We start from the raw sequence: 24,980 nt of genomic DNA, 5'->3' as shown, positions 1-24,980 counted from the left end.
GTGGCGAAAAGACAGTTTGCGGTTCGACGGAACGCGCAGACCTTTTGTTAGAATGGGTCGGAGTATAACATCCAGACCTGAGCCTATGAAACCTTCCAGCGGCCGCGCGCGCAGCGCTGCGACCCTCGCCGCGACGGCATTCTGCGCCGTCGCCCTCACGGTCTTGCCGGGTGCCGCCGCGTACGCGCAGAAGGCCTCCACGCTGCCGCAGGGCCCGGCCGTGCGCGACAATACGCCGGAGATCGACGCGTCGATTGCGCAGAAAAACTGGCAGGCCGCGCTCACCCAGCTCGACGCGCGCATCGCCTCGAATCCACGCGACGCGCAAGCAAAATTCAAGCGCGGCACGGTGCTGGCCCATCTGAATCGCGACGACGAAGCGATCACCGCGTTCACCGAACTCACGCAGCTGTATCCCGAGCTGCCCGAGCCGTATAACAACCTCGCGGCGCTCTATGCGAAGCACGGCCGTTATACCGAAGCACGCGCCGCGCTCGAAACGGCGACCAAGGTGAATCCAGGCTACGGCCTCGCGTATGAGAATCTCGGCGACCTGTATCTGCGCATGGCCAACGAGGCCTATCGCCGCGCACAGAGCCTCGGCAAAGCAAGCGCCACGACCACGCAACGCCTCGCGGATATCCAGAACGTCATTTCGCCGCCCAAGGGCAAAACACCGGTGAAGAAAGCTGCCGTGCCCGTCGAGGCCAGCGCCCCGTCCGCGACCTCAGACATGACGCAAACGCCAAGCTTCCAGTACGGCGGCGCAAATGGCTCGCTCGCCATGCCGCCTTACATGGCGCCGTCGCAGTAATACGGTCATCGTTTTCGGCAACACGTTTTTTCCAACCCTGAGGATCTTCATGAAATGGTTGATGTTGGCGCTCGGCAGCGCCGCCCTGATCGCAAATGCCCCCGCTTTTGCCCAGTCCGGTTCGCAGGCCGCGCATCCGTCCGTCCTCTTCAAGACCACGGAAGGCGACATCCGTGTCGAGTTGTATCCTGAGAAGGCGCCGAAAACCGTCGCCAACTTCCTCGACTACGTGAAATCCGGCCAGTACAGCGGCACGATCTTCCATCGCGTGATTCGCGGCTTCATGATCCAGGGCGGCGGCTATACCCAGAGCTTCGCTGAGAAGCCCACGCGCGCGCCGATTCCGCTCGAAAGCCGTAACGGTCTGAAGAACAGCGCCGGCACGCTCGCCATGGCGCGCACGAGCGATCCGAATTCGGCCACCGCGCAATTCTTCATCAACACGGTGGACAACGCCGGCCTCGACTATCCGAATCCGGACGGCAACGGCTACGCGGTGTTCGGCAAGGTCACGGCCGGCATGGACGTCGTGAAGAAGATCGAAGGCACGCCTACCACCACGCGTGGCCCGATGAGCGACGTGCCGCAAAAGCCGATCGTGATCGAATCGGCCACGGTTGTCGGCAAGTAACAGAACAACGCAGAACAAGAAAGCAGCACCCGGCACGCTGCATACGAAGTCAACGATAACTCTACGCACCCGGCGCGGCCCGTCGTCATCGCATTTCACGTGACGGGCGGCCACGCCTTTTACTCACTCCGATCATCAAAGGATTCCATCATGGTTGAACTGCACACGAACCACGGCGTCATCAAACTCGAACTGGACGCTGAAAAGGCACCGAAGTCGGTTGAGAACTTCCTCAACTACGTGAAGGCCGGCCACTACAACAACACGGTGTTCCACCGCGTGATCGACGGCTTCATGATCCAGGGCGGCGGCTTCGAACCCGGCATGAAGCAGAAGCCGACGGCTGAGCCGATCACCAACGAAGCGAACAACGGTCTGAAGAACGTCAACGGCTCGATCGCGATGGCTCGTACGAACGACCCGCACTCGGCGACCGCACAATTCTTCATCAACGTGAACGACAACGACTTCCTGAACCACTCGTCGCCGACGCCGCAGGGCTGGGGCTACGCCGTGTTCGGCAAGGTCGTCGAGGGCCTCGACATCGTCGAGAAGATCAAGAAGGTCAAGACGGGTTCGAAGGGCTTCCATCAGGACGTGCCGGCCGAAGACGTCGTGATCGAAAAAGCAGTGATCGTCGACTAAGCGTGCGATAGGCACGAACCCGTTCGAACTGAAATCAGGCACCTTCAATGCTGCAAGAAACGCCGCTGCGAAGCGTCGCCGCGGGCGTGCCTGGCGAGGGCAAACGCCCGCACGCCGCACGCCCGTTTTTTTTCCTCTCCGATATTCATCTGAGCGAGGCGATTCCGCGCACGGTCGCCGCGTTCGAGCACTTCATTCGCGTCACGGCCGAGCAGGCGGATTCGGTTTTCATTCTCGGCGATCTGTTCGAGTACTGGGTTGGCGACGACATGCTCGTCGAGCCCTTCGTCGCACGCATGGCGGCATTGCTGCACACCTTGTCGGAGCGCGGCATCGCGCTCTACATCATGCACGGCAATCGCGATTTTCTGCTCGGCAAGCGCTTCATGAAAGCGGCCGGCGCGATCTGGCTGCCCGATCCGTTCGTGATCACCGCATTCGGCACACGTATTGCCCTCGCCCACGGCGACGGCCTTTGCACCGCGGATCGCGGCTATCAATATTTCCGGCGCCTTGCGCGCTGCCGTTCGGCGCAGATGCTGTTTCTCGCGTGGCCGTTTCGCTGGCGCCAGGCGCTTGCGGAAAACATGCGTTCGAAAAGTGAACAGGGCCGTTCGCGCCCGGCTTCGCCGAAGTACGACGTGACGCGCAAGGCCGTCGCCGCGTTATTCAGGGCCTCGAAAACGGCTACCATGATTCACGGGCACACGCATCGGCCGGCGCGGCATCGCGAACCGGACGGCACACGCTGGGTTTTACCGGATTGGGATCTCGACCACGGCGAGCGCCGTGGCGGTTATCTGCGAATCGATGCAGAAGGAATTCGGGCGTTGCCGCTGGCGTGATCAGCGCTGCGTCGCCACGCCTTCCTCCTTTCCTGCAATCGCGGCCGACAAACGCCGCAGGTCAAGCAGCGCCGCATCCGCGCCTTGCAGCCCTTCCAGGCTCGTTCCCAGCCGCTCCAGCGCGTCGACGATTTCGTCGATACGCTTCGACTGCGTGGCGGCGTGATCGATCAGGCCATGGATCGCCAGCGAGACTGGATCGTCCGCATTCGGCGTGATGCCGTAGGCACAGAATCCGCTGCTTCCGGATGCGCGTTTGGCACCAGGCGCGGCACCGCCCGACTGCGCAGCGGACACAGCGGCTGAAGCCACGGCAACAGCAGCCGGGACGATGATGCGGGCCGGATTGCCGACCGCCGTACCGCCTGCCGGCACCGGCTTCGTGACCACCGCATTCGAGCCGATCTTCGCGTCCGCGCCGATCGTAAAGCCGCCGAGCACCTTCGCGCCCGCCCCGACGATCACGCCGCGCTCGAGCGTCGGATGGCGCTTCGCACCGCGCGTGAGCGACGTGCCGCCGAGCGTCACACCCTGGTAGATCGTGCAGTCGTCGCCGATCTGCGCCGTCTCGCCAATCACGACGCCCATGCCGTGATCGATGAACACGCGGCGGCCCAGCGTCGCGCCAGGATGGATTTCGATGCCGGTCATGAAACGCGCCATCTGCGAGATGAAACGCGCGAGCCAGCGGCGTTTGGCCTGCCAGCAAGCGTGCGCGAGCCGGTGCAGCACGAGCGCGTGCAGACCCGGATAACACGTGAGGACTTCCCATGCACTGCGGGCGGCGGGATCGCGCTCGCGGATCGTGGCAATGTCTTCGCGAAGTCTCGTGAACATGGCAGGGATTGTGTCGTGGGAGAAAGGACCGCCTGGGCGAAAAACCTCGCATGGCGGATGCTTGCCGCATAGCAGATCGGCAGCTTTGCTTAGAACGTTTCGAGCAATTGTAGGGCGATTGCGCGAAACCTGCCGGAAGCCCACGCTGCCGGCAAGGTCGTCGATTGCGGGCAGACGCCTTCAGGAAGCGTCGGTGCCCGGTGGCCTGGTCTTCAGCAGGATATGTTTGGCGATGCCGCGCACGATATTGACTTCCTCGCGCTCCAGGCCGGAGCGCGCGAACAGGCGCCGCAAACGCGACATCAGCTTTTTCGGATTGGCCGGATCGAGAAACTCGAGCGCAATGAGCGCGCTTTCCAGATGCGCGTACATGCTTTCGATTTCATCGCTCGCCGCCCGTGCGCCGGCCGCCTCGCCCTGCCCCACAGCCGCTTGAGCGGCTCCAGATGCGGCGGGCGCGGCCTCGCCGGCGGACAGATACGTCGTGCGTAATTCATACGCCAGCACCTGCACCGCCTGCGCAAGATTGAGCGAACTGTAGGCCGGATTGGCCGGAATATGGGCGAGCGCGCTGCAACGCTCGACGTCCTCATTGGATAAACCCGTGCGCTCGTTGCCGAACACCAGCGCGATCTCGCCGTGTATCGCCTGCTCACGCGCGGCGTCGGCGGCCGCACGCGGCGTCCATTGCGGCGGCCCATATTCGCGCAGCCGCGCGGTCAGTGCGAGCGACCAATGCACGCCGCTCAACGCGTCGGCAAGCGTCGGCACGACGTGCGCGGATGCCAGCACGTCGTCGGCGCCGCTCGCCATGGCAATGGCTTCCGGGTCGCTCTGCACGTGCGGCACGCGCGGCGACACCAGCACGAGGCGCGAAAAACCCATGGTTTTCAGCGCGCGCGCCGCAGCGCCGACGTTGCCGGGATGACTGGGCTCGACGAGCACGAAGCGCGTCGACGTAAAACCGCCGCGCAGGTCCGCCACGGCGGGATCGGATGAATGGTGGGTGTGGTCCACGATGAAACTCGGCAAGCTAAAGAACGCGTATGGTAGCGCCAACCCCGCACCGGCTCCGAATTACGCGTGAATTGCACCTGAATCGCTCGCGATTTGGGCATGACGGCCGCACAAAACACTTGCCAGGCGCGCGTCACGCCGGCTCCCGGGCAGTTGCCGCTGCCGCACCGCCCGGACTCAGGTAAAATAGCGCGATTCGCGTCCGGCTTATTGTCTACCGAAAGGTCTACGAAAAGTGTCCGGCGCCTCGTTCTTATTCAATTCGTCTCCGTCGGCGGAATCTGCATGGATCCTTTATTGGACGTGCGTTCCGTGCTGTTTCCGCGCCCCTTGATGGCGCTCAGTCAGCGCTCATCCCGCGCTCATTTACCGGCAAGCAGCCGTGCTGCCCCGGCACAAGGATCCAGTCTCATGCATCCCATGCTCAATATCGCTGTGAAGGCCGCGCGCCGCGCAGCCCAGATCATCAACCGCGCGTCGCTCGACCTCGATCTCATCCAGGTCAGCAAGAAACAGCACAACGATTTCGTCACGGAGGTCGACAAAGCGTCTGAAGCGGCGATCATCGATACGCTCAAGACCGCCTACCCCGATCACGCCATTCTCGCTGAAGAATCCGGCAAGTCGCAAAACGAGTCCGAATATCAGTGGATCATCGATCCGCTCGACGGCACCACCAATTTCATCCACGGCTTCCCGTATTACTGCGTGTCGATCGCGCTCGCCCACAAGGGCATCGTGACGCAATCCGTGGTCTACGATCCGACCCGCAACGACCTGTTTACCGCCTCGCGCGGCCGCGGTGCGTTCCTGAACGACCGCCGCATCCGTGTCGCCAAACGCGACCGCCTCGCCGACGGCCTGATCGGCACCGGCTTCCCGTTCCGCGAAACGGACGGTCTGGAAGCCTACGGCCGCCAGTTCGCTGAAATGACCGAAGCCTGCGCCGGCCTGCGCCGTCCGGGCGCCGCCGCGCTCGACCTGGCCAACGTCGCCGCCGGCCGCATGGACGGTTTCTTCGAGCAAGGCCTGAATCCGTGGGACGTCGCCGCGGGCAGCCTGCTGATCACGGAAGCCGGCGGTCTGGTCGGCAATTACACGGGCGACTCGGACTTCCTGCACGTCGGCGAAATCGTGGCGGGCAATCCGAAGGTCTACGCGCAGATGATCCCGATCCTGTCGCGCTACAGCCGCACGCGCCAGCAATCGGCTTAAGACCTCGGGCCTCGGGCATCCGATCCGAGGCTTAAGCCCGCTGTTCGCGCGGCTGCGCGCCGGCCCCGGCAATACAGAAAAGCGGCTTCGGCCGCTTTTTCGTTGGCGCGCCTGCATCCGGCAGGCGTTCGTGCTACAAAGCGGAAGGCCGCGCCGGCACGCTCAATCGCCGGCTGCGTTTCGCGCGTCTTTCACAGCGCCCTGCTGCGCGCCGGACTTGCGCGCAGCTTCCAACCCGCTTCATGAAAAAAGGCTTCTACACAATTATCGCGGCGCAGTTCATTTCGTCGCTCGCGGACAATGCACTGCTGATCGCCGCCATCGCCTTGCTATCGGTGATCCGTTCGGCCGCCTGGGTCACGCCGCTGCTGCAGATTTTCTTCACCGTCTCGTACGTGTTGCTCGCTCCGTTTGTCGGTGCGTTCGCCGACGCGCTGCAAAAGCGGCACGTCATGTTCATCTCCAACGCGCTCAAGGCGAGCGGGTGCCTGATGATGATTGCCGGCGTTCATCCGATGATCGCGTACGGCGTGGTGGGCTTTGGCGCAGCCGCGTATTCACCGGCCAAATACGGCATTCTCACCGAACTCCTGCCCGCGGAAAAACTCGTCAAGGCAAACGCGTGGCTCGAATCGGCCACGGTTCTGTCGACCATTGTCGGCACGATGGTCGGCGGCGCGCTGATCAGCACCTTCGCCGATAAATTCGTCGCCCATGCGCATCTGCCGCTGATCCGCTCCTCCGCCGATCTGGCCATGTTCGCGGTGATGCTCACGTATGCCGTCGCCGCGGGGATCAACATCTTCATTCCCGACACCGGGGCGCGTTACCCGAACCATTTGACCGAACCGAAGAAACTGGTCGGCGACTTCTATCATTGCTTCAACGTGCTGTGGGCCGACAAGCTCGCGCAGATCGCGCTGTGGGTCACGACGCTGATGTGGGGCGGCGCGGTCACGCTGCAACTGCTGGTGCTCAAATGGGCGAACGTGAACCTCGGCCTGTCGCTGTCGAAGGCCGCCGTGATGCAAGGCGTCACGGGTCTAGGCATTGCCGCCGGCGCGGCTGCCGCGGCCGCGCTGATTCCATTGCGCCGCTCGTTGCGCGTGCTGCCGATCGGCATCCTCACCGGCGCGGTGGCGATCGCCATGGCGTTCTACAACAAGGACCTGTTTCCGGCGGGCGCGGGCATCCGCATCGGCTCGTACGTCCTGCCGTTCTATATCCTGCTCGCCTATCCTTTGATGATTCTGCTCGGCGCGCTGTCCGGCTTTTTTATCGTACCGATGAACGCGATCCTCCAGCATCGCGGCGCGACGCTGCTTTCCGCCGGCCATTCAATCGCGGTGCAGAATTTCAACCAGAATCTGGCCGTGCTGCTGATGCTCGGCGCCTACGCGATACTGCTCACCGCGAAGATGCCGGCGCAATGGATCATCGTGGTATTCGGCAGTTTCATCACCTTCATGATGTGGCTCGCAAAACGGCGCAGCGCGGTGAATGAGCGCACGGTGGATATGCGGGCGCTGGTGGAGGAGTGATCGTATCGCGGGGTGCGAACAGTGTGGCGATCTGGCCATCCAATTGGCCGTCCGGCCAGGGTCCGCTCGCCACGCCGGCAGGTTAAACTCACGCCCTGAACAGCTAACGCAAGAAGACACCACGGATGGGCATTCAAACCGCAGCGGCCAATGACGTCGCACAACACACGCCGATGATGCAGCAGTATCTACGCATCAAAGCGGATCATCCGGGCACGCTGGTGTTCTACCGGATGGGCGACTTCTACGAACTCTTTTTCGAAGATGCGGAAAAAGCCGCGCGCCTGCTGGATTTAACACTTACGCAGCGCGGCGCCTCGGCGGGCAATCCGATCAAGATGGCGGGTGTGCCGCATCACGCGGTCGAACAGTATCTGGCCAAGCTGGTGAAGCTCGGCGAATCCGTCGCGATTTGCGAGCAGATCGGCGATCCGGCTACGTCGAAAGGCCCTGTCGAGCGTAAAGTCGTGCGCGTCGTCACGCCGGGCACGCTGACGGACGCAGCACTTCTGTCCGACAAGAGCGACGTCTACCTGATGGCGCTGTGCGTTGCGCATAACCGTCGCGGCGTCGCGACGAGCGTCGGGCTCGCGTGGCTGAATCTGGCGAGCGGCGCCTTGCGCCTCGCCGAGGTTGCGCCCGACCAGGTGGCCGCCGCGCTCGAACGGATTCGCCCCGCGGAAATTCTGGTGGCCGATACGTCCGCCGACTCCGCGAGCTGGACGCCGCCCGTCAACGCCGGCGCCCTCACCCGCGTGCCGGTCTGGCACTTCGATATCGCCTCGGGTACCCAACGTCTATGCGACCAGCTGGAAGTGGCCGGTCTCGACGGCTTCGGCGCGCATTCGCTGACCGCGGCATGCGGCGCGGCCGGTGCGCTGCTGCTGTATGCGGCGGCCACGCAAGGCCAGCAACTGCGCCACGTGCGCAGCCTCAAGGTCGAGTACGAGTCCGAATATATCGGGCTCGACCCCGCCACGCGCCGCAATCTTGAACTCACGGAAACGCTGCGCGGCACCGAATCGCCCACGCTGTGCTCGCTGCTCGACACCTGCTGCACGACGATGGGCAGCCGTCTGCTGCGTCACTGGCTGCACCATCCGCCGCGCGAAGCCGCCGTGGCACAAGCGCGCCAGCAAGCCATCGGTGCATTGCTCGACGCGCCGCCGGGCGCAAGCGTCGACTCCCTGCGCGGCGCGTTGCGGCAGATCTCGGACATCGAACGGATTACCGGGCGTCTCGCGCTGCTCTCGGCGCGGCCTCGCGACCTGTCGAGCCTGCGCGACACGTTCATTGCCTTGCCTGAGCTGCGCACGCAACTCGCGGCCGTTTCGTCCAATGCCGATTCGCTGGCGCGTATCGACGCGTCACTGGAACCGCCGCAAGCATGCGTCGAGCTGCTCAAGCGCGCGGTCGCGCAGGAGCCCTCCGCCATGGTGCGCGACGGCGGCGTGATCGCTCGCGGTTACGATGCGGAACTCGACGAACTGCGAGATATTTCGGAGAACTGCGGGCAGTTCCTGATCGACCTCGAAACGCGCGAACGCGCCCGCACCGGCATCGGCAATCTGCGCGTCGAGTACAACAAGGTGCACGGCTTCTATATCGAAGTCACGCGCGGCCAGACCGACAAGGTGCCGGATGACTACCGCCGCCGTCAGACGCTGAAAAACGCCGAGCGTTACATCACGCCGGAACTGAAAACCTTCGAAGACAAAGCGCTCTCCGCGCAGGAACGCGCGCTGGCCCGTGAACGCTCGCTGTACGACGCATTGCTGCAAGCGCTGCTGCCGTTTATCCCCGACTGCCAGCGGGTCGCGGCGGCACTCGCCGAACTCGATCTGCTGGCAGCCTTCGCAGAACGCGCCCGGGCACTCGATTGGGTCGCGCCGACGTTTTCTCCGGATACCGGCATCGAAATCGAGCAGGGCCGGCATCCGGTTGTCGAGGCGCAGGTTGAGCAGTTCATCGCCAACGACTGCACGCTTACGCCAGAGCGCAAACTGCTGCTGATCACCGGCCCGAACATGGGCGGTAAGTCGACCTTCATGCGCCAGACGGCGCTGATCGCGTTGCTGGCTTACGTCGGCAGCTATGTGCCGGCACGGCGCGCCGCATTTGGCCCGATCGATCGCATCTTCACGCGAATCGGCGCCGCGGACGACCTGGCTGGCGGCCGTTCAACCTTCATGGTGGAAATGACCGAAGCGGCGGCGATCCTGAACGACGCGACGCCGCAAAGTCTCGTGCTGATGGACGAGATCGGGCGCGGCACGTCGACGTTCGACGGCCTCGCGCTGGCGTGGGCCATCGCGCGGCATCTGCTCTCGCACAACGGCTGTCATACGCTGTTCGCCACGCACTACTTCGAACTGACGCAGTTGCCGGCCGAGTTTCCGCACGCGGCCAATGTGCATCTGTCGGCGGTCGAGCATGGGCATGGCATCGTGTTCCTGCATGCGGTCAGCGAAGGTCCGGCCAATCAGAGCTACGGTTTGCAGGTCGCTCAGTTGGCCGGGGTGCCGAACGCCGTGATCCGCGCAGCCCGCAAGCATCTCGCGCATCTGGAACAGCAATCGGCGGCGCAACCCGCACCGCAACTCGATCTGTTCGCCACCCCGGTGCCCATGCTGCTCGAGGACGCTGAACGCGACGCCGAGCCGCAATCAGCGGCAGCATCGCCGGCCATGCAGGCACTCGTCGAGCGTCTGCGCGGCATCGATCCGAATGATCTGCGGCCGCGCGAAGCGCTCGATCTGCTGTATGAACTGCACGAACTGGCCGCCGCGCCGGATGCAGATCATTGACGCACACAGGCCTTCACAGCACCCGCGCAAACTTTGCGCGGCGCTGAGCGTCGCCCTTACGTTCACGGGTGGCCTTGCGTCGCTTACGGGTCTTGTTTCGCTACTGGCATTTGCCCCGCTCGCGCACGCCGAAACCTCCCGCTATGCGTTCGCGGTCATCGCCAACACGATGCAAAGCCCCGACGATGAAGCGCCCACGCAACGCCTGATCGAAGCGATCAGCCGCGAGCGTGATATATCGTTCATTGTCTACGACGGTAATCTGAAGGGCGCGAAAGAAGCCTGCCGCGATGCGTTATACGAGCGGCGCCATGCGCTGCTCGAAACGGCGCGCCCCGCCCTGTTCTTCATTCCGGGCCAGCACGACTGGACTGACTGCGGCACAGCGCAGGCCGGTGGCTTTGACCCGGTCGAGCGGCTCGATCAATTGCGCCAGACCCTGTTTACCGACTCCACGTCGATGGGTCAGAATCCGATCGCATTGACGCGCGAAAGTGAAGTATCCCGCTTTCGTCCGTTCCGTGAGAACGTACGCTGGCAAGTCGGCGATACCGTGTTTATCGGCCTGAACGCGCCGGGTCCGAACAATCACTACCTGACTGCGGGCGGCCGCAATGGCGAGTTCGAAGACCGCGTGATCGCCAATGCATTCTGGCTCGAGCATGCTGCCGAATACGCCAAACGCCGCGACGCGCGCGCAATTGTCGTTTTCATTCAAGGCGACCCCGATCCGGAACGCTACGAACGGCCCGACCGTTTTGCGTGGTTGCGCTTTGCGCGCAACACGCGCCGCGACGGTTTTCTGGAATTCAAACGCAGCCTCGTCAAACTCGCCCAGATTTTTCGCGGACCCGTGCTGGTGATTCATTGCGACGATGAACACACGAACACCGGCTTCGTGATCGATCAGCCGCTACGCAATGACAAGGGAATGCTGGTGACGAATCTCACGCGTATCGCGATTGCGCCGCATGATCGCCTTAACCAGTGGATTCAGATTGATGCGGATCTCGGCAAGAAGCCGCCGTTCCGCGTGAGTGTGCGCGATGTGCCGAGGCAAATGCCGATACCCGCCGCGCCACCCGTGCCGCAGCGCGACGAGCCGCCCGCTTCGATGCCGGCAGTGCCTGCATTGGGTCTGGCTTCCGAGTTGCCGCCATTGTTGCCGACGCCCGGGCAACCACAACCGCTCCAGCAGCAACCCGGCCAGCCACAATACAAACCGGCGGACGACGGCAACGGCCAGTATCAGCAATACGGGCCCGCCATGTCCGCCCCGCCAGCTTCAGCCGTCTTGCCGCACACGCCGGGTACGCCTTCAGGCGTTCCCGGCTTGCCCGCGAGCTCAGTGCAGCGTGGGCCCTGACTTTTCGTCATCGGCTTCGTCGTCATCTTCGTCGAGAACTTCGAGGCCGTCGGCGCCATGCGCGTGTTCGTGCTGGATTTCGTCTTCGGTAGCCGGACGCACGTCCTTGACGGTCAACGCGAAACGCAGCGCCATGCCGGCGAGCGGATGGTTGCCGTCGAGCACGACTTTGTCTTCCGCCACGTCGGTCACCACGTAGACGAGCGAATCGAGATCCTCATCGCCTTCTTCCGGCGTGCCTTCGAATTGCATGCCGACTTCAAGCGGTTCCGGGAAGCGATCGCGCGGCTCGATCTTCACGAGATCGGGATCGTACTCGCCGAACGCGTCTTGCGGCTCGAGCTGGATCTGAGTCTCGAAACCGGCCTCGTGGCCGTCGAGCTCTTCCTCGATCTTGGGGAACGTGCCATCATAGCCGCCGTGCAGATAGACCATCGGCTCGTCGCTTTCTTCAATCAGATTGCCCTGCGCATCCGACAGCTTGTAAGCGACCGACACGACGGTGTTCTTTGCGATTTTCATTCGATTCTCCAGAATACAACTCACATTATACGATGCCCAAGCGGCCCACTGACCACCCGGCCGATGCAGCTTCGGCACGGAAATCTTCGCCGGCTTCGCAGCCGGCTCTCCCTCACCTGCCACCGTCTCCCGACACGCCCACACCGCTGCTCGGCAATCTGACGCCGTCGCAATTCATGCGCCGGTACTGGCAGAAGAAACCGCTGCTGATCCGTCAGGCAATTCGTGATGTGGAAGCGCCGCTGTCGCGCGATGAGTTTTTCGAGCTGGCCGATCAGGACGAAGTCGAAGCGCGTCTGATCACGCACTTTCGCAACAAGTGGCAAATGGAGCACGGCCCGTTCGCGCCTGATGAACTGCCGTCGCTGAAACAGCGCGCCTGGACCCTGCTCGTGCAAGGCGTGGACCTCTACGACGATCGCGCGCGCGCTTTGCTCGACCGCTTCCGCTTCGTGCCGGACGCCCGTCTGGACGACCTGATGATTTCGTATGCGAGCGATGGCGGCGGCGTGGGCCCCCATTTCGATTCCTACGATGTGTTTCTTTTGCAAGTAAAAGGCAAGCGCCGGTGGCGGATCAGTGCGCAGAAAGATCTGACGCTCCAGTCGGGTTTGCCTTTGAAAGTTTTACAGCATTTCGAGCCGGAACAGGAATGGGTGCTCGAACCGGGTGACATGTTGTACCTGCCGCCGCATATCGCGCATGACGGTGTTGCCGAAGGGGAATGCATGACCTGCTCGATCGGTTTTCGCGCTCCGTCAGCGGGCGAGTTGACCTCGCAGTTCCTCTACCATCTGGCCGAGCGCGGCGAGTCGGCGGGGCGACCCGGTGCGCTCTATCGCGACCCGCAACAACCGGCCGTCGACCGTCCGGCGGAACTGCCCGCGGCCTTGATCGAACGGGTTGGCGCGATCCTTGCGGGTGTCAAGTGGAATGAGCAGGACATTGCGTCGTTCCTTGGCACGTACCTTAGCGAACCGAAGCCGAGCGTCGTCTTTGATCCGCCGCAACGACCGCTCAACGAGGCCCGTTTCATCAGTCATGCATCGAAGTCCGGCATCCGGCTCGATCGCAAGACTAATTTGTTGTACAACCGTCGTTTTTTCTTCGTAAATGGAGAGAAAACACCACTTGACGGTGCAAAAAAGTGGTTGTTTGACCTCGCTGACCACAGGCGTATGAGTGCGAAACGCTTTGTAACACTCTCACACGATTCGTCGGTGACAGCACTACTGCACGAGTGGTATTGTGCGGGCTGGATACAAGTGGGCGAGCTTGCGTAACTCTGCCCGCGTGTTATACCGTACTGTGAAATTTTGTATGAGAAAGACAACGTATTGACCCCGGATTTATGGATTGTCAGTACGAAAGTGCATATAATTTCCGCCCAAGCCGTAGGGAAGATTCTAGCTCGTCAAAAGAGCGTCTCCACCAGCGGCCCAGGTCGGTGTTGGAGCACATTACCGGTATTATTTTGCGCTGTTGCTTACCTTTAACCATAAAAGGACGTGATCATGAAGAAATCCCTCCTCGTAGCATCCCTGTTGGCAGCTGTGGCACTGGCTGCATGCAACAAGAGCAGCGATCAGGCAGCTACGACCGCAGCTAGCGACGCATCGGCTGCTGCCTCGGCACCGGCTGCTGCAGCTTCGGACGCAGCAGCTGCTGCTTCGGGTGCGGCTGCTGCTGCGAGCGATGCTGCTGCTTCGGCTACGGCCGCTGCTTCGGACGCAGGTGCTGCAGCTTCGGCTGCTGCTCCGGCTTCGGGCGCAAGCCAGTAAGCTGTCGCATAGGGTTCGCCTCTGGGCGAAAACTGCATCGGGAAATCACCTCGATTTCCCGGGCAGTAAAGCAAAACGCCACGGATTCACTTCCGTGGCGTTTTGTCATTTAAGCGCCGCTTTTACAACGGCATGCATTTAATTGCCTATTGAACCGGCGTTCCGTTCTCTTCGAAGAACTCGCGCACAACTTCGATTTCACGTGTGCGTTTGAATGGCGGCAGGCTCTGCCATATACGGCGCCCATACGGCTTGTCGACAAGACGCGTGTCGCAGATCATCAGCACGCCACGATCGGTTTCCGCGCGGATCAGACGGCCCGCGCCCTGCTTGAGCGTAATCACCGCCTGTGGCAGCTGATGAACCGCAAACGGGCTCAGTCCCTTCTTCGTCAGCGCCTCCAGACGCGCCGACAACACCGGGTCATCGGGCGGTGCAAACGGCAGCTTGTCGATCACGACCAGCGAGAGCGCATCGCCACGCACGTCCACGCCTTCCCAGAAGCTCTGGCTCCCCACCAGAATCGCATTGCCGTATGCACGGAAGCGCTCGAGCAACTCGGTGCGGCTCGCGTCGCCCTGCACGAGCAGTGGATAGTCCCACCCTCGCGCTTCAATGGTGTCGCGCAACTTGGTCGAGATGCGGTCCACCGCGCGCAAGGTCGTGCACAACATGAATACGCCACCGCCCGAGGCTTCGATCGCCGGCAATGCGGCGTCGAATACGGCGTCGGTAAACGTAGGCGACGAAGGCTGCGGCAAGTTGCGCGGCACGTACAGAAGCCCTTGCGTCGGATAGTCGAAAGGGCTCGGCAGCGTCATGGAACGTTTGGCGTTCAGGCCCATCTGCGCCGCATAGTGCGTGAAGTCGCCCCGCACCGACAATGTCGCCGACGTGAAGATCCAGGCGCGCGGCACGCCGGCGCGCTGCTTCGCGAAGATCGGCGCGACCGACAGGGGCGTTTCATGCAGCTGCACCGTATGCGCGAAGACTTCGATCCAGCGCACTTTTTCATTCGGATCGGCACGCTCGGCCTTGGCGTCCGCAGGGGCGGTATCAGCCGCTGCGCGCTCGGTCTCGGTAGGCGGTGTCGTCCAGCCTGCCAGCACGCCTTGCAACTCGCGTGCGCGGCGCAAACAGGCGCCGATCGATTCGGCGCGCTCCGCCTGGCTCGCCAACGCGGAAGTCAATGCGTCGAGCTCGGTCTCGAGCGTTTCGAGCGCGGGAAACAACGGGTGATCGTCGGGCAACTGGCCAATCGACAAGCGCACCGAGTCTTCCTTGAAAGCAAGCCGCACGTCACGAGCGGCTCGCTCGAGCGTCGAGCCGAGCTTCACCCAGTCAACCGACTCGCGCGCATGGCCCAGGCCCTCCGCCACGCTATCGCGTGCGAGTTCGAGAAATTGCGTAGTGGAGAGCGTTTCGCCGAAAAACAGCGTCGCGGTTTCCGGCAGTTGATGCGCTTCGTCGAAGACGATGGTGTTCGCCGTAGGCAGCAATTCAGCCATGCCGGTATCGCGCAGCATGATGTCGGCGAAAAACAGATGATGATTGACCACCACGATGTCGGCCTGCTGCGCCTCGCGGCGCGCCTGCATCACGAAGCACTCCTTGTAGTGCGGGCACTCCTGGCCGAGACAGTTTTCGCGCGTGGACGTGACCATCGACCACACCGCCGCGGTTTCCGGCACGCTCGCGAGTTCCGCCTTGTCGCCCGTGCGCGTGATCTTGGCGAAGCGAATGATGTCCTGCAGATACGAGGTTTCCTGGCGCGACGGCAGACGGCCGTTATCCGCCGTGCGCTGCAGATAGTAGTGGCACAGGTAATTCGCGCGCCCCTTGAGCATCGCCACCGAGACCGGCACGGCAAGCGCATCGCGCACAGTCGGAATGTCGCGCTGAAAGAGCTGATCCTGCAAATGCTTGGTGCCGGTGGACACGATCACCTTGCCGCCCCACAACATGGCCGGCACGAGATACGCATAGGTCTTGCCGGTGCCTGTACCCGCCTCCACGATCAGCGTGTTTTCGCTGCCGTCGAGACCGTTCGATTCTCCGGTTTCGGCGGTATCCGCCGCCGCATCCGCGCCGGGTGCCTGCAAGCGCCGCGCGGGGCGCTTTTGCGCCTCGAACATCGCCGGTTCGGGCATGGCACGACCCGATGCTTCCATGGCAGCCGCGACGGCGCGCGACATCTCGATCTGCGACGCACGTGAGCGATAGCCGTCGATCTGACGGGCGAGCAGTCCGTTGTCGGCGAAGATATCGTCCAGTTCGGCGGCGCGGCGCGGATTCAACGATGCGGAGAGCGCGGACGCGGCAGCGCGCGGCGCCGGAGTGCCGGCCACCGGAGCGCCGGCCACCGGAGCGCCGTCGCCCGCTGTGGCGCGTGGTGAAGTTTCGAGCGGTGAATTCAAGGCAAGCGTTTCCTGCAAAGTCCGGCGCGCGCGGCGCGACCCGGCGCCCGCCAGGCCACGAACTCAGGCGCGTGCGTCCGGTTCGAGCTGCAATTGCAGCAAGATGATGGTGTCCTTGACTTTGAGTTTGCGCTTTTTCAGGCGCTGCAACTCGAAGTCGTCGATGCCGGGCTCATCCGACATTCGGTCGATCAAGCGATCGAGCCCACTATGCTCCGATTCCAATTGCAGGATACGGTCGCGAAGTGTGTCAGCGGTGATGACGTGATGTTGATCGCGCATGCTCGCCTCCTCTCGTAAGCGGCACAGACTGCGTGGCGCAGCCCGATGCCTGAGGTTGCTGTCCGGCTTAAAACGCGTACGACGACTGCCTGGCTACTACCCTACCAGAACCGCTACAGCACACCTACTGTTGTTGCTGTTGCTGCTTCTGCTGTTCTTCAAGTTGTTGCTGCTGTTTCAACTGGTCCTGACGTTTCTGCTCGGCTTTCTCGGCCGCCTCCTTCTGACGGGCTTCAACGTCGGCTTTGTGCTGCGCCGCATCGGCTTGCTTCTTCTCGAAGCTCTGCTGCTTTTCCACCCGCTCCTGCGCCTTTTGCGCACCCTGCTGACGCGCTTCTTCGAGTTTGCGCTGGAAATCATCCTGCTTCTGATCGTACGCCTGGGTGTTGGCTGCGGCTTGCGACGGGTTGATGCCGCGCTGCGCCTGATCCAGCGCATGCTGTTGCTGCTTCTGCTGATACGCTTGCGCATTGGCGGCGCGTTGCGGCGCCTCGGCCGCACGCTGCGCCTGGTCGAGCTGATGCTGGCGCTGCTTTTCCTCGTAGGCTTGTGCGTTACGCGCGTCGTCAGCGGCGCGTTGCGGCGCGCCAGCTTCGTCTTGTGCGCGCTTGAGCGCTGCCTGCTCGTCACGCTCGCGGGCGCGCTGGACACGCTGCTCACCGTCGAGCGCGAGCTGTTCCTTGCGAATGTCGGCCTGCACCGAGCGCATGCTGTCACGCGCCTTGTTCAAACAGTAATTGACGAGAAACTTACTGTAGCAATCGTGTTCGGCAACCGCGTAACGGTAGTTGTTTTCCTCGGTGCGCTGATCCAGCACCTTCTGCCGCGCATCGAATGCGTTGTCGAGCGACGCCGCGCTGTCAGCATTTGCAGCGTTGCCGGCATTGTCCGCACTACTCGTGCTGTTCCCCGCATTGCTTCCATTACCCGCGCCCGTGCCTTTCACGATGCCCGTTGCCTGTGCCGCGCTAGCTGCCTGCGCGCCCGAAGCGCTTGCCGGCGCGAGGCTCGCGGCTGCCTTGAGCGAAGCGGCCGATTGTGCCGCGGCCGGTGCGGACACGGCGAGCGCTGCGGCCATGACGCACGAGGCGCACGACGCAAAAAGCATCCCATTGGACGCAAACGCTGACCTGAGCACGGATCGCGACGCCCGCACAGACGACACGAGCGGCATCAGCGATGTAATCGACCTGATCGACCTGATCGACGTAAGCGGCGAGCGCGCCAGACGCGGCGACAAGAAAGACAGCAATTGTGACAAGCGAGAGACCAAGCGGGAGCCCAGGCGGTTGAGGGACAAGGAGGTAGGCAACGTCGTAAATGGTCAACGGAACATGCCCGAAATTCTATCACCCTGCGGTTGAGCCCTTTGGCATTTATGGCAAAATGCCCCGCTCCAGCAACCTGGTCGCAGCGCGCACGCCCAGCGTGCACCGGCGTGCCCAACGCGGACCCAGCCTATGTCTCGCGTGCGCCATTACCGCCCGACCTTTGATTGAGTAGCAGGAACACCAAGACCTTATGACGGAAACCGTAGCACTCAAGATCGTACAGCGCATCGCCGCCGAACTGTCCGTCCAGCCGCGCCAGGTCGCGGCAGCGGTGCAACTTCTCGACGAAGGAGCGACTGTTCCGTTCATCGCCCGCTACCGGAAGGAAGTGACCGACAATCTCGACGACACGCAATTGCGTAACCTCGAGGAACGCCTGCTGTATCTGCGCGAGCTGGAAGACCGGCGCGCCGCGATCATCGCCAGCATCGACGAACAGGGCAAACTCACCGACGAGCTGCGCGCCGCGATCGAAGGCGCCGACAGCAAGCAGGTGCTGGAAGACCTGTATCTCCCGTACAAGCCCAAGCGCCGCACGCGCGCGCAGATTGCCCGCGAAGCCGGCCTGCAGCCGCTTGCCGACGCGCTGCTCGCCAATCCGCTGCTCGACCCGCAAACCGAAGCCGCCGCTTACGTGGACGCCGAAAAAGGCGTTGCGGACATCAAGGCCGCGCTCGACGGCGCGCGCGACATCCTCTCGGAACAATTCGGCGAAACCGCGGAACTGCTCGGCAAGTTGCGCGACTATCTGTTCAACCAGGGCGTCGTGTCGTCGAAAGTGGTCGAAGGCAAGGAAAACGCGGAAGAAGAGAAATTTCGCGATTACTACGACTACGCGGAAACCATCAGGACCGTGCCGTCGCATCGCGCGCTGGCCCTGTTCCGCGGCCGCAATGCGGGCGTGCTGATGGTCAAGCTGGGGCTCGGCGAGGAACTCGACGCGCAGGTGCCGCATCCGGGCGAAGCGCTGATCGCCCGCCACTTCGGTATCGCCAATCAGAACCGCCCGGCCGACAAGTGGCTCTCCGACGTGTGCCGCTGGTGCTGGCGCGTGAAAGTGCAGCCGCACATCGAAAACGAGTTGCTGACCAATCTGCGCGATGAAGCCGAACACGAAGCGATTCGCGTGTTCGCGCGCAACCTGAAGGACCTGCTGCTCGCCGCGCCCGCCGGGCCGAAGGCTGTGATCGGCCTCGATCCGGGCATGCGCACCGGCGTGAAAGTCGCGGTGGTCGATCGGACCGGCAAAGTGCTCGCCACCGACGTGATCTATCCGCACGAGCCGCGCCGCGACTGGGACGGCTCGATTGCGAAACTGGCGCGTATCTGCGCGCAAACGCAGGCTGAGCTGATCAGCATCGGTAACGGCACCGCATCGCGGGAAACGGACAAGCTCGCGAGCGAGCTGATCGCGCGTCATCCGGAGTTCAAGCTGCAGAAGATCGTCGTATCGGAAGCCGGTGCGTCGGTGTACTCGGCCTCCGAACTCGCGGCGAAGGAATTCCCGGACATGGACGTGTCGCTGCGCGGCGCCGTGTCGATTGCGCGCCGTCTGCAAGACCCGCTCGCAGAACTGGTGAAGATCGAACCGAAGGCGATCGGCGTCGGACAGTATCAACACGACGTGAATCAGCGCGAACTGGCCCGCTCGCTCGACGCGGTGGTTGAAGATTGTGTGAACGCGGTCGGCGTGGATGCCAATACGGCGTCGGTCGCTTTGCTCGCGCGCGTGTCGGGTCTGAACGCAACGCTGGCTCGCAACATCGTCGATTATCGCGATGCAAACGGTCCGTTCCCGTCGCGCGAACATCTGCGTAAAGTGCCGCGTCTGGGCGACAAGACCTTCGAACAGGCCGCCGGATTCCTGCGCATCAACAATGGCGAGAATCCGCTCGACCGCTCGTCGGTTCACCCGGAAGCCTATCCGGTCGTGGAGCGCATGCTCGCGAAAATCAGCAAGCATGTCGGCGAAGTGCTCGGCAATCGCGACGCGCTGCGCGGCCTGTCGCCGGCGGAGTTCGTCGACGAACGTTTCGGTCTGCCGACCGTGCGCGACATTCTGCTGGAACTCGAAAAGCCGGGCCGCGACCCGCGCCCCGAGTTCAAGACCGCGACCTTCCGCGAAGGCGTCGAGAAGGTCAGCGACCTGACGCCGGGCATGGTGCTCGAAGGTGTCGTGACGAACGTGGCGGCCTTCGGTGCGTTCATCGACATCGGCGTGCATCAGGACGGCCTGGTGCACGTGTCGGCCATGTCGACGAAGTTCATCAAAGACCCGCACGAAGTGGTCAAGGCCGGTCAGATCGTCAAGGTGAAGGTGCTGGAAGTCGACGTGAAGCGCCAGCGTATCGCGCTGACCATGCGTCTGGACGACGAGTTCGGCGCGGCGGCAAGCAGCGCGCGCAGCGGTGGCGGCGCCCAGCAGGATCGCGGCCGTTCCGGCGGCGGCGCTGGACGCGGCGCGCAGCAACAGCGCTCGCGCGAACCGGAAGCAGGCGGTGCAATGGCCGCGGCATTCGCCAAGCTCAAGCAGAAGTAAGGGGGTTCGTCGGCGCGCGGTGGAACGGCGCGCTGACGTTCACGAAACTGGCTGAGGGGTAAAAAAAACCCACGCAATCGCGTGGGTTTTTTATTGCTTGCCGTTCGTTAGGCACGCCTCGGTATGCAAGGCGCTTACGAACCAGCGCGCGCTCAGATCTCGATCTTCGTTCCCAATTCCACCACCCGATTGGCGGGAATGCTGAAGAAGTCCGTCGGCTTGGCGGCGTTCTGATGCATCCACGCGAACACCCGTTCACGCCACACCGACATGCCCGGCAACTGCGTCGGCACCACCGTTTCACGGGCGAGGAAGAACGACGTGTCCATCAACTCGAACGTCATGTCGTGCGTGCGGCCAACTTCCTGCAACACGGCCTTCACGTCAGGCGTTTCATTGAAACCGTACGCCGCCTTGACGAGGAACAGGCCACCGTTGAGATCCTTTACCGTCACGCGTTCCGCATCGTTCACATACGGGATATCGAGCGTCACGAAGGTCAGGAAAATCGTGCGCTCATGCAGCACCTTGTTGTGCTTCAGGTTGTGCAGCAAGCTCACCGGCACGAGCGAATCGCTGCCCGTCAGATAGATCGCGGTACCCGACACGCGATGCGGCGGATGCGCAAGCAAGCCTTGCAGGAAAGGCATAAGCGGAATGCCGTCAGCCGCGGTACGTTCCTTGACGATCATCCTGCCCTTGAACCAGGTCATCAGCAGGAAGAACAGAAGCGCACCGATGCCAAGCGGCAACCAGCCGCCTTCCGCAACCTTGAGCAGATTGGCGCCGAAAAATCCCAGGTCGACCGCCATGAACACGCCGATGATCATCGCCACGAGGAATTTGTTCCATTTCCACACGTTCACCATCACGACGGCGGCGAGGATCGTCGTGATCACCATGGTCGCCGTCACCGCGATACCGTACGCGGCGGCGAGGTTATCCGAGCTCTTGAACGCGATCACAATGCACAGAATGATGAACAGCAGCATCCAGTTCACCACCGGCACATAGATCTGGCCGATTGCCAGCTCCGATGTGTGCAGGATCTTCATGCGCGGCACATAGCCGAGCTGGATCGCCTGGCTCGTCAGCGAATAGGCGCCGGAAATCACTGCCTGCGACGCGATCACGGTCGCCACTGTCGAGAGCACCACGAGCGGCAGCAGCGCCCAATCCGGTGCGAGCAGGAAGAACGGGTTCTCGATCGCTTTCGGGTCGTGCATCAGCAACGCGCCCTGCCCGAAGTAGTTCAGCACCAGCGAAGGCATCACGAGGACGTACCAGGCCATGCGAATTGGCTTGGCGCCAAAGTGCCCCATGTCGGCGTACAGCGCTTCGGCGCCCGTCAGCACAAGGACGACCGAGCCGAGCACCACATAGGCCTGCAGCACGTGCGCCGCCATGAAGGTGTAGGCGTAGTACGGGTTCAGTGCGCGAATCACGTTGGGCGACTGCAGGATGTGCCACAGGCCCAGCGCGGCGAGCACAAGGAACCACAGCACCATGATCGGGCCGAACAGGCGGCCGACGGTGGCCGTTCCGTGCCGCTGAATCCAGAACAGCAGCACGAGGATGACCATCGTGAGTGGCAACACCAGATGGGACAGATTGGGGGCCGCGATCTCCAGACCCTCAACCGCGGAGATCACGGAAATGGCCGGCGTAATCACCGCGTCGCCATAGAACATGCAGGCGCCGAAAATGCCGAGCATCATCAGCAAACCGGCCATCTTCGACTTTTGATCGATCGAGCGCAATGCCAGCGCCATCAGCGCGAGGACACCGCCTTCGCCGTTGTTATCGGCACGCATCACGAACAACACGTATTTGACGCCGACCACGATCATGATGGCCCAGAACAGCAGCGAGATCACGCCGAGAATCGATTGATCGGTCAGCGGAATGCCGTGCGAGGGGCTGAAGGCTTCTTTCAGCGAGTACAACGGGCTCGTGCCGATATCGCCGAATACCACTCCGATCGCGGCAATCGCGAGGGAAGGCAGGGGCTGTTTGTGCACGTGATTGTTATCTGTCATAAACGCGAGGAAATCCGTTCCCTGAGCGGAAAAAACGACCGCTATTTTAAACTGCCCGCCTGGCGCCGCCCGGCTTGTTGTGGATACACCACGTGAATGGTCCGCGAAGTGTAGCACTGCGATTTGGGCACGTCTGCTGCACCAGACCTTTCACCAGTACAGACGCGCTAGTTCTGCAAGGCACCATTCGCAAGGCACCTGCGATGCGCACGGCGCGCACGGACGCGCAAAAAAAACGGAGCCCGATCGGGCTCCGTTTTACAGGCACTGCACGAAATACGACGCGACCGGTATGGCGCGCCGCAGCCCGCATCACGTACCCGACGACTCCTGCTGCATACCGCGCTTGATCCATGCGCCGAGATTATGCGGACGAACCGTGTCCCATTCCTCGAACGGCTGGTGAATCCACGGATTGGTGGGCAGATACTGCACGTGGTAGTCAGGCTTCACTTTCGAACAGCCCTTGTACCAGAGCACCGCCGAGCGCACCGCCGTGATCGCGGGATAGCGATCTTTCAGATGCTGCTGCACACGCGCCAGCGTCACGCCGGAATCGACCAGATCGTCTACCAGCAGCACGTTGCCGTGCAGCTCGCCGCGCGTCATCGTGATGTATTGCGCGATGTCGAGTTCGCCCTGCTCCGTACCGGCCGCTTCGCGGTACGAACTGGTGGCGAGAATCGCCAGCGGCAGATCGTAAATCCGCGAAAGCTGGTCGCCAACGCGCAAGCCACCGCGCGCGAGACACAGAATCTTGTCGAACTTCCAGCCCGACTCGTGCACCTGCAACGCCAGCAGTTCGATCAGCCGGTGATACTCGTCCCAGCCGACCCACAGGTTCTTGTCGTCGTTGCGCGGATCTTTCATCGCAATCATGGGTACACCTTGAACCATGGCTTAAACCTTGAACGGATGACGAAGCAGAATTGTTTCGTCGCGATCCGGACCGGTCGACACCATGTCGATCGGAATACCCGCGACTTCCTGCACACGCGTCAGATACGCGCGCGCGCTGGCCGGCAGCTTGTCCCATTCCGTGATGCCGACGGTGCTTTCCTTCCAGCCCGCGAAGGTTTCGTACACCGGCACGCAACGCGCGACTTCCGATGCGCCGCGCGGCAACAGGTCGACCGGCTTGCCGTCGACCGTGTAGCCGATGCATAGCTTCACTTCGTCGAGGCCATCGAGCACGTCGAGCTTGGTCATGCACAGCCCGGACACGCCGTTGATCTGGATCGAGCGGCGCAGCGCGGCGGCGTCGAGCCAGCCGGTACGGCGCGGACGCCCGGTGACCGAGCCGAATTCCTTGCCGACGGTGGCGAGTTCTAGACCGATCGCTTCCTGACGCGCGGCGTTATCCGCGTCGTACAGTTCGCTCGGGAACGGGCCCGAACCAACACGCGTGCAATATGCCTTGGTGATGCCGAGAATGTAGTTCAGCTTTTGCGGACCGACGCCCGCGCCGGCGGTAGCCGCACCGGCCACGCAATTGCTCGACGTAACGAACGGGTACGTGCCGTGGTCGATGTCGAGCAGCGTGCCTTGCGCGCCTTCGAACAGCAGGTTGTTGCCCTTGGCGTTTTCGTCGTACAGACGACGCGACACGTCGGTCACCATCGGCTTCAGACGGTCGGCATAGCTCAGCATCGTGTCGAGCGTTTGCTGGAAATCGACCGCGGCGACGCCCAGGTATTGCGTCAGTACGAAGTTGTGGTAATCGAGGTTTTCACGCAGACGTTCGGCAAAAGCCTCCGGCTCGAACAGGTCCTGCACGCGCAAACCGCGGCGCGCCACCTTGTCTTCATAGGCCGGGCCGATACCACGGCCGGTGGTGCCGATCTTGCCCGCGCCACGGCGCGCTTCGCGGCCCTGGTCGATGGCAATGTGGTACGGCAGGATCAGGGTGGTGGCTTCGGAAATGAAGAGGCGATTCTGAACATCGACCCCGGCGGCTTCGAGCTCGCCAATTTCCTTGAACAGCGCTTCCGGGGACAACACGACGCCATTACCGATGTAGCACGCGACGCCGGGATGCATGATGCCTGACGGAATCAGACGCAAGATGGTTTTCTTGCCGCCGATGATAAGCGTGTGACCGGCATTGTGACCGCCCTGGAAGCGAACGACGCCTTGGGCGTGGTCCGTCAGCCAGTCGACGATCTTGCCCTTGCCTTCATCACCCCACTGGGTCCCCACGACGACGACGTTGCGCCCGGGGTTCACATTCACTGCGCTGGCAGACATGTTGTTTCGTAAGCTGGTTAAAAACGTATTCTACCTATGTTCGCGGAACCTTCCGAATTTTTCCGTTTCCGCTCAACGGTATGCACGTTATGGTGGGTATATCG

General features: G+C 62.6%; 21 protein-coding genes. 12 read left to right on the top strand and 9 right to left on the bottom strand.

Features of this window, described 5'->3' with window-relative positions:
* The first annotated feature begins 85 nt into the window (after positions 1–85).
* The 4 genes from BCY88_RS07815 (at position 86) to BCY88_RS07800 (ending at position 2,935) form a co-directional block, all read left to right on the top strand.
* Complete coding sequence (locus BCY88_RS07815) at positions 86–814, top strand: tetratricopeptide repeat protein (protein ID WP_120343691.1); 729 nt, start codon at positions 86–88, stop codon at positions 812–814.
* Between the two features lie 49 nt (positions 815–863).
* On the top strand, positions 864–1,445 hold the full coding sequence (locus tag BCY88_RS07810) for a peptidylprolyl isomerase (protein WP_120343690.1): 582 nt from the start codon (positions 864–866) through the stop codon (positions 1,443–1,445).
* A gap of 150 nt (positions 1,446–1,595) precedes the next feature.
* The gene (locus BCY88_RS07805) at positions 1,596–2,090 is read left to right on the top strand and encodes a peptidylprolyl isomerase (RefSeq protein WP_120343689.1); all 495 of its coding nucleotides are present in this window, start codon (positions 1,596–1,598) and stop codon (positions 2,088–2,090) included.
* Between the two features lie 47 nt (positions 2,091–2,137).
* Positions 2,138–2,935, top strand: a complete 798-nt coding sequence (locus tag BCY88_RS07800) for a UDP-2,3-diacylglucosamine diphosphatase (protein WP_120343688.1) — start codon at positions 2,138–2,140, stop codon at positions 2,933–2,935.
* On the opposite strand, the gene cysE is transcribed toward BCY88_RS07800, so the two are convergent.
* Positions 2,936–3,772 carry a serine O-acetyltransferase gene (cysE, locus tag BCY88_RS07795; RefSeq protein ID WP_120343687.1) on the bottom strand — a complete coding sequence of 279 codons (837 nt, stop codon included), beginning with the start codon at positions 3,770–3,772 and terminating at the stop codon, positions 2,936–2,938. It lies immediately after the preceding gene.
* Positions 3,773–3,952: 180 nt separating this feature from the next.
* Positions 3,953–4,789, bottom strand: coding sequence for an RNA methyltransferase (locus BCY88_RS07790; protein WP_120343779.1), 837 nt, complete (start codon positions 4,787–4,789; stop codon positions 3,953–3,955).
* A 411-nt stretch (positions 4,790–5,200) separates the two neighbouring features.
* On the opposite strand from BCY88_RS07790, the gene BCY88_RS07785 reads away from it, so the two are divergent.
* From BCY88_RS07785 to BCY88_RS07770, 4 genes are all read left to right on the top strand, one after another.
* Positions 5,201–6,004, top strand: a complete 804-nt coding sequence (locus BCY88_RS07785; protein WP_028199552.1) for an inositol monophosphatase family protein — start codon at positions 5,201–5,203, stop codon at positions 6,002–6,004.
* A gap of 242 nt (positions 6,005–6,246) precedes the next feature.
* Complete coding sequence (lplT, locus tag BCY88_RS07780) at positions 6,247–7,545, top strand: lysophospholipid transporter LplT (RefSeq protein ID WP_120343686.1); 1,299 nt, start codon at positions 6,247–6,249, stop codon at positions 7,543–7,545.
* Between the two features lie 125 nt (positions 7,546–7,670).
* On the top strand, positions 7,671–10,352 hold the full coding sequence (gene mutS / locus BCY88_RS07775; protein ID WP_120343685.1) for a DNA mismatch repair protein MutS: 2,682 nt from the start codon (positions 7,671–7,673) through the stop codon (positions 10,350–10,352).
* A complete protein-coding gene (locus BCY88_RS07770) occupies positions 10,339–11,718 on the top strand; it encodes a hypothetical protein (protein WP_120343778.1) in 1,380 nt (459 codons plus the stop codon). The genes mutS and BCY88_RS07770 overlap by 14 nt, the downstream gene beginning before the upstream one ends.
* Here the strand turns inward: BCY88_RS07770 and BCY88_RS07765 are convergent.
* Positions 11,698–12,240 (bottom strand): FKBP-type peptidyl-prolyl cis-trans isomerase, encoded by a 543-nt coding sequence (locus BCY88_RS07765; RefSeq protein ID WP_120343684.1) that lies wholly within the window; start codon positions 12,238–12,240, stop codon positions 11,698–11,700. The genes BCY88_RS07770 and BCY88_RS07765 overlap by 21 nt on opposite strands.
* Before the next feature lie 32 nt (positions 12,241–12,272).
* Between BCY88_RS07765 and BCY88_RS07760 the strand changes: the two genes are divergently transcribed.
* Together BCY88_RS07760 and BCY88_RS07750 are read left to right on the top strand one after the other, a co-directional pair.
* Positions 12,273–13,523, top strand: coding sequence for a cupin domain-containing protein (locus tag BCY88_RS07760; RefSeq protein WP_120343683.1), 1,251 nt, complete (start codon positions 12,273–12,275; stop codon positions 13,521–13,523).
* Between the two features lie 231 nt (positions 13,524–13,754).
* Complete coding sequence (locus tag BCY88_RS07750; protein WP_120343682.1) at positions 13,755–14,021, top strand: hypothetical protein; 267 nt, start codon at positions 13,755–13,757, stop codon at positions 14,019–14,021.
* 146 nt (positions 14,022–14,167) lie between these two features.
* Here BCY88_RS07750 and BCY88_RS07745 read toward each other — a convergent pair whose 3' ends face one another.
* The 3 genes from BCY88_RS07745 to BCY88_RS07735 form a co-directional block, all read right to left on the bottom strand.
* Entirely contained in the window at positions 14,168–16,438 is a 2,271-nt protein-coding gene (locus tag BCY88_RS07745) for a DNA repair helicase YoaA (protein WP_183081309.1), read from the bottom strand.
* Between the two features lie 63 nt (positions 16,439–16,501).
* Positions 16,502–16,720, bottom strand: coding sequence for a DUF465 domain-containing protein (locus BCY88_RS07740; RefSeq protein WP_028199545.1), 219 nt, complete (start codon positions 16,718–16,720; stop codon positions 16,502–16,504).
* A gap of 124 nt (positions 16,721–16,844) precedes the next feature.
* Positions 16,845–17,828, bottom strand: a complete 984-nt coding sequence (locus BCY88_RS07735) for a hypothetical protein (protein WP_120343681.1) — start codon at positions 17,826–17,828, stop codon at positions 16,845–16,847.
* Here BCY88_RS07735 and BCY88_RS39800 point away from each other — a divergent pair.
* The gene (locus BCY88_RS39800; RefSeq protein WP_183081313.1) at positions 17,797–18,084 is read left to right on the top strand and encodes a hypothetical protein; all 288 of its coding nucleotides are present in this window, start codon (positions 17,797–17,799) and stop codon (positions 18,082–18,084) included. The two genes, BCY88_RS07735 and BCY88_RS39800, sit on opposite strands and share 32 nt — an antisense overlap.
* A 157-nt stretch (positions 18,085–18,241) precedes the next feature.
* Positions 18,242–20,590: a Tex family protein gene (locus tag BCY88_RS07725; RefSeq protein WP_120343679.1), complete on the top strand. Its 2,349-nt coding sequence runs from the start codon at positions 18,242–18,244 to the stop codon at positions 20,588–20,590.
* A gap of 152 nt (positions 20,591–20,742) precedes the next feature.
* On the opposite strand, the gene BCY88_RS07720 is transcribed toward BCY88_RS07725, so the two are convergent.
* From BCY88_RS07720 to BCY88_RS07710, 3 genes are all read right to left on the bottom strand, one after another.
* On the bottom strand, positions 20,743–22,629 hold the full coding sequence (locus BCY88_RS07720; RefSeq protein WP_120343678.1) for a potassium transporter Kup: 1,887 nt from the start codon (positions 22,627–22,629) through the stop codon (positions 20,743–20,745).
* Positions 22,630–22,941: 312 nt separating this feature from the next.
* Entirely contained in the window at positions 22,942–23,526 is a 585-nt protein-coding gene (locus BCY88_RS07715; RefSeq protein WP_120343677.1) for a phosphoribosyltransferase, read from the bottom strand.
* A gap of 3 nt (positions 23,527–23,529) precedes the next feature.
* On the bottom strand, positions 23,530–24,876 hold the full coding sequence (locus tag BCY88_RS07710; protein WP_120343676.1) for an adenylosuccinate synthase: 1,347 nt from the start codon (positions 24,874–24,876) through the stop codon (positions 23,530–23,532).
* Positions 24,877–24,980: the final 104 nt, after the last annotated feature.

The organism is Paraburkholderia fungorum (assembly GCF_003610895.1).
Taxonomy (GTDB): domain Bacteria; phylum Pseudomonadota; class Gammaproteobacteria; order Burkholderiales; family Burkholderiaceae; genus Paraburkholderia; species Paraburkholderia fungorum_B.
Note: the sequence above shows the minus strand (reverse complement) of the source record. Positions and strands in the feature narration are given on the sequence as shown.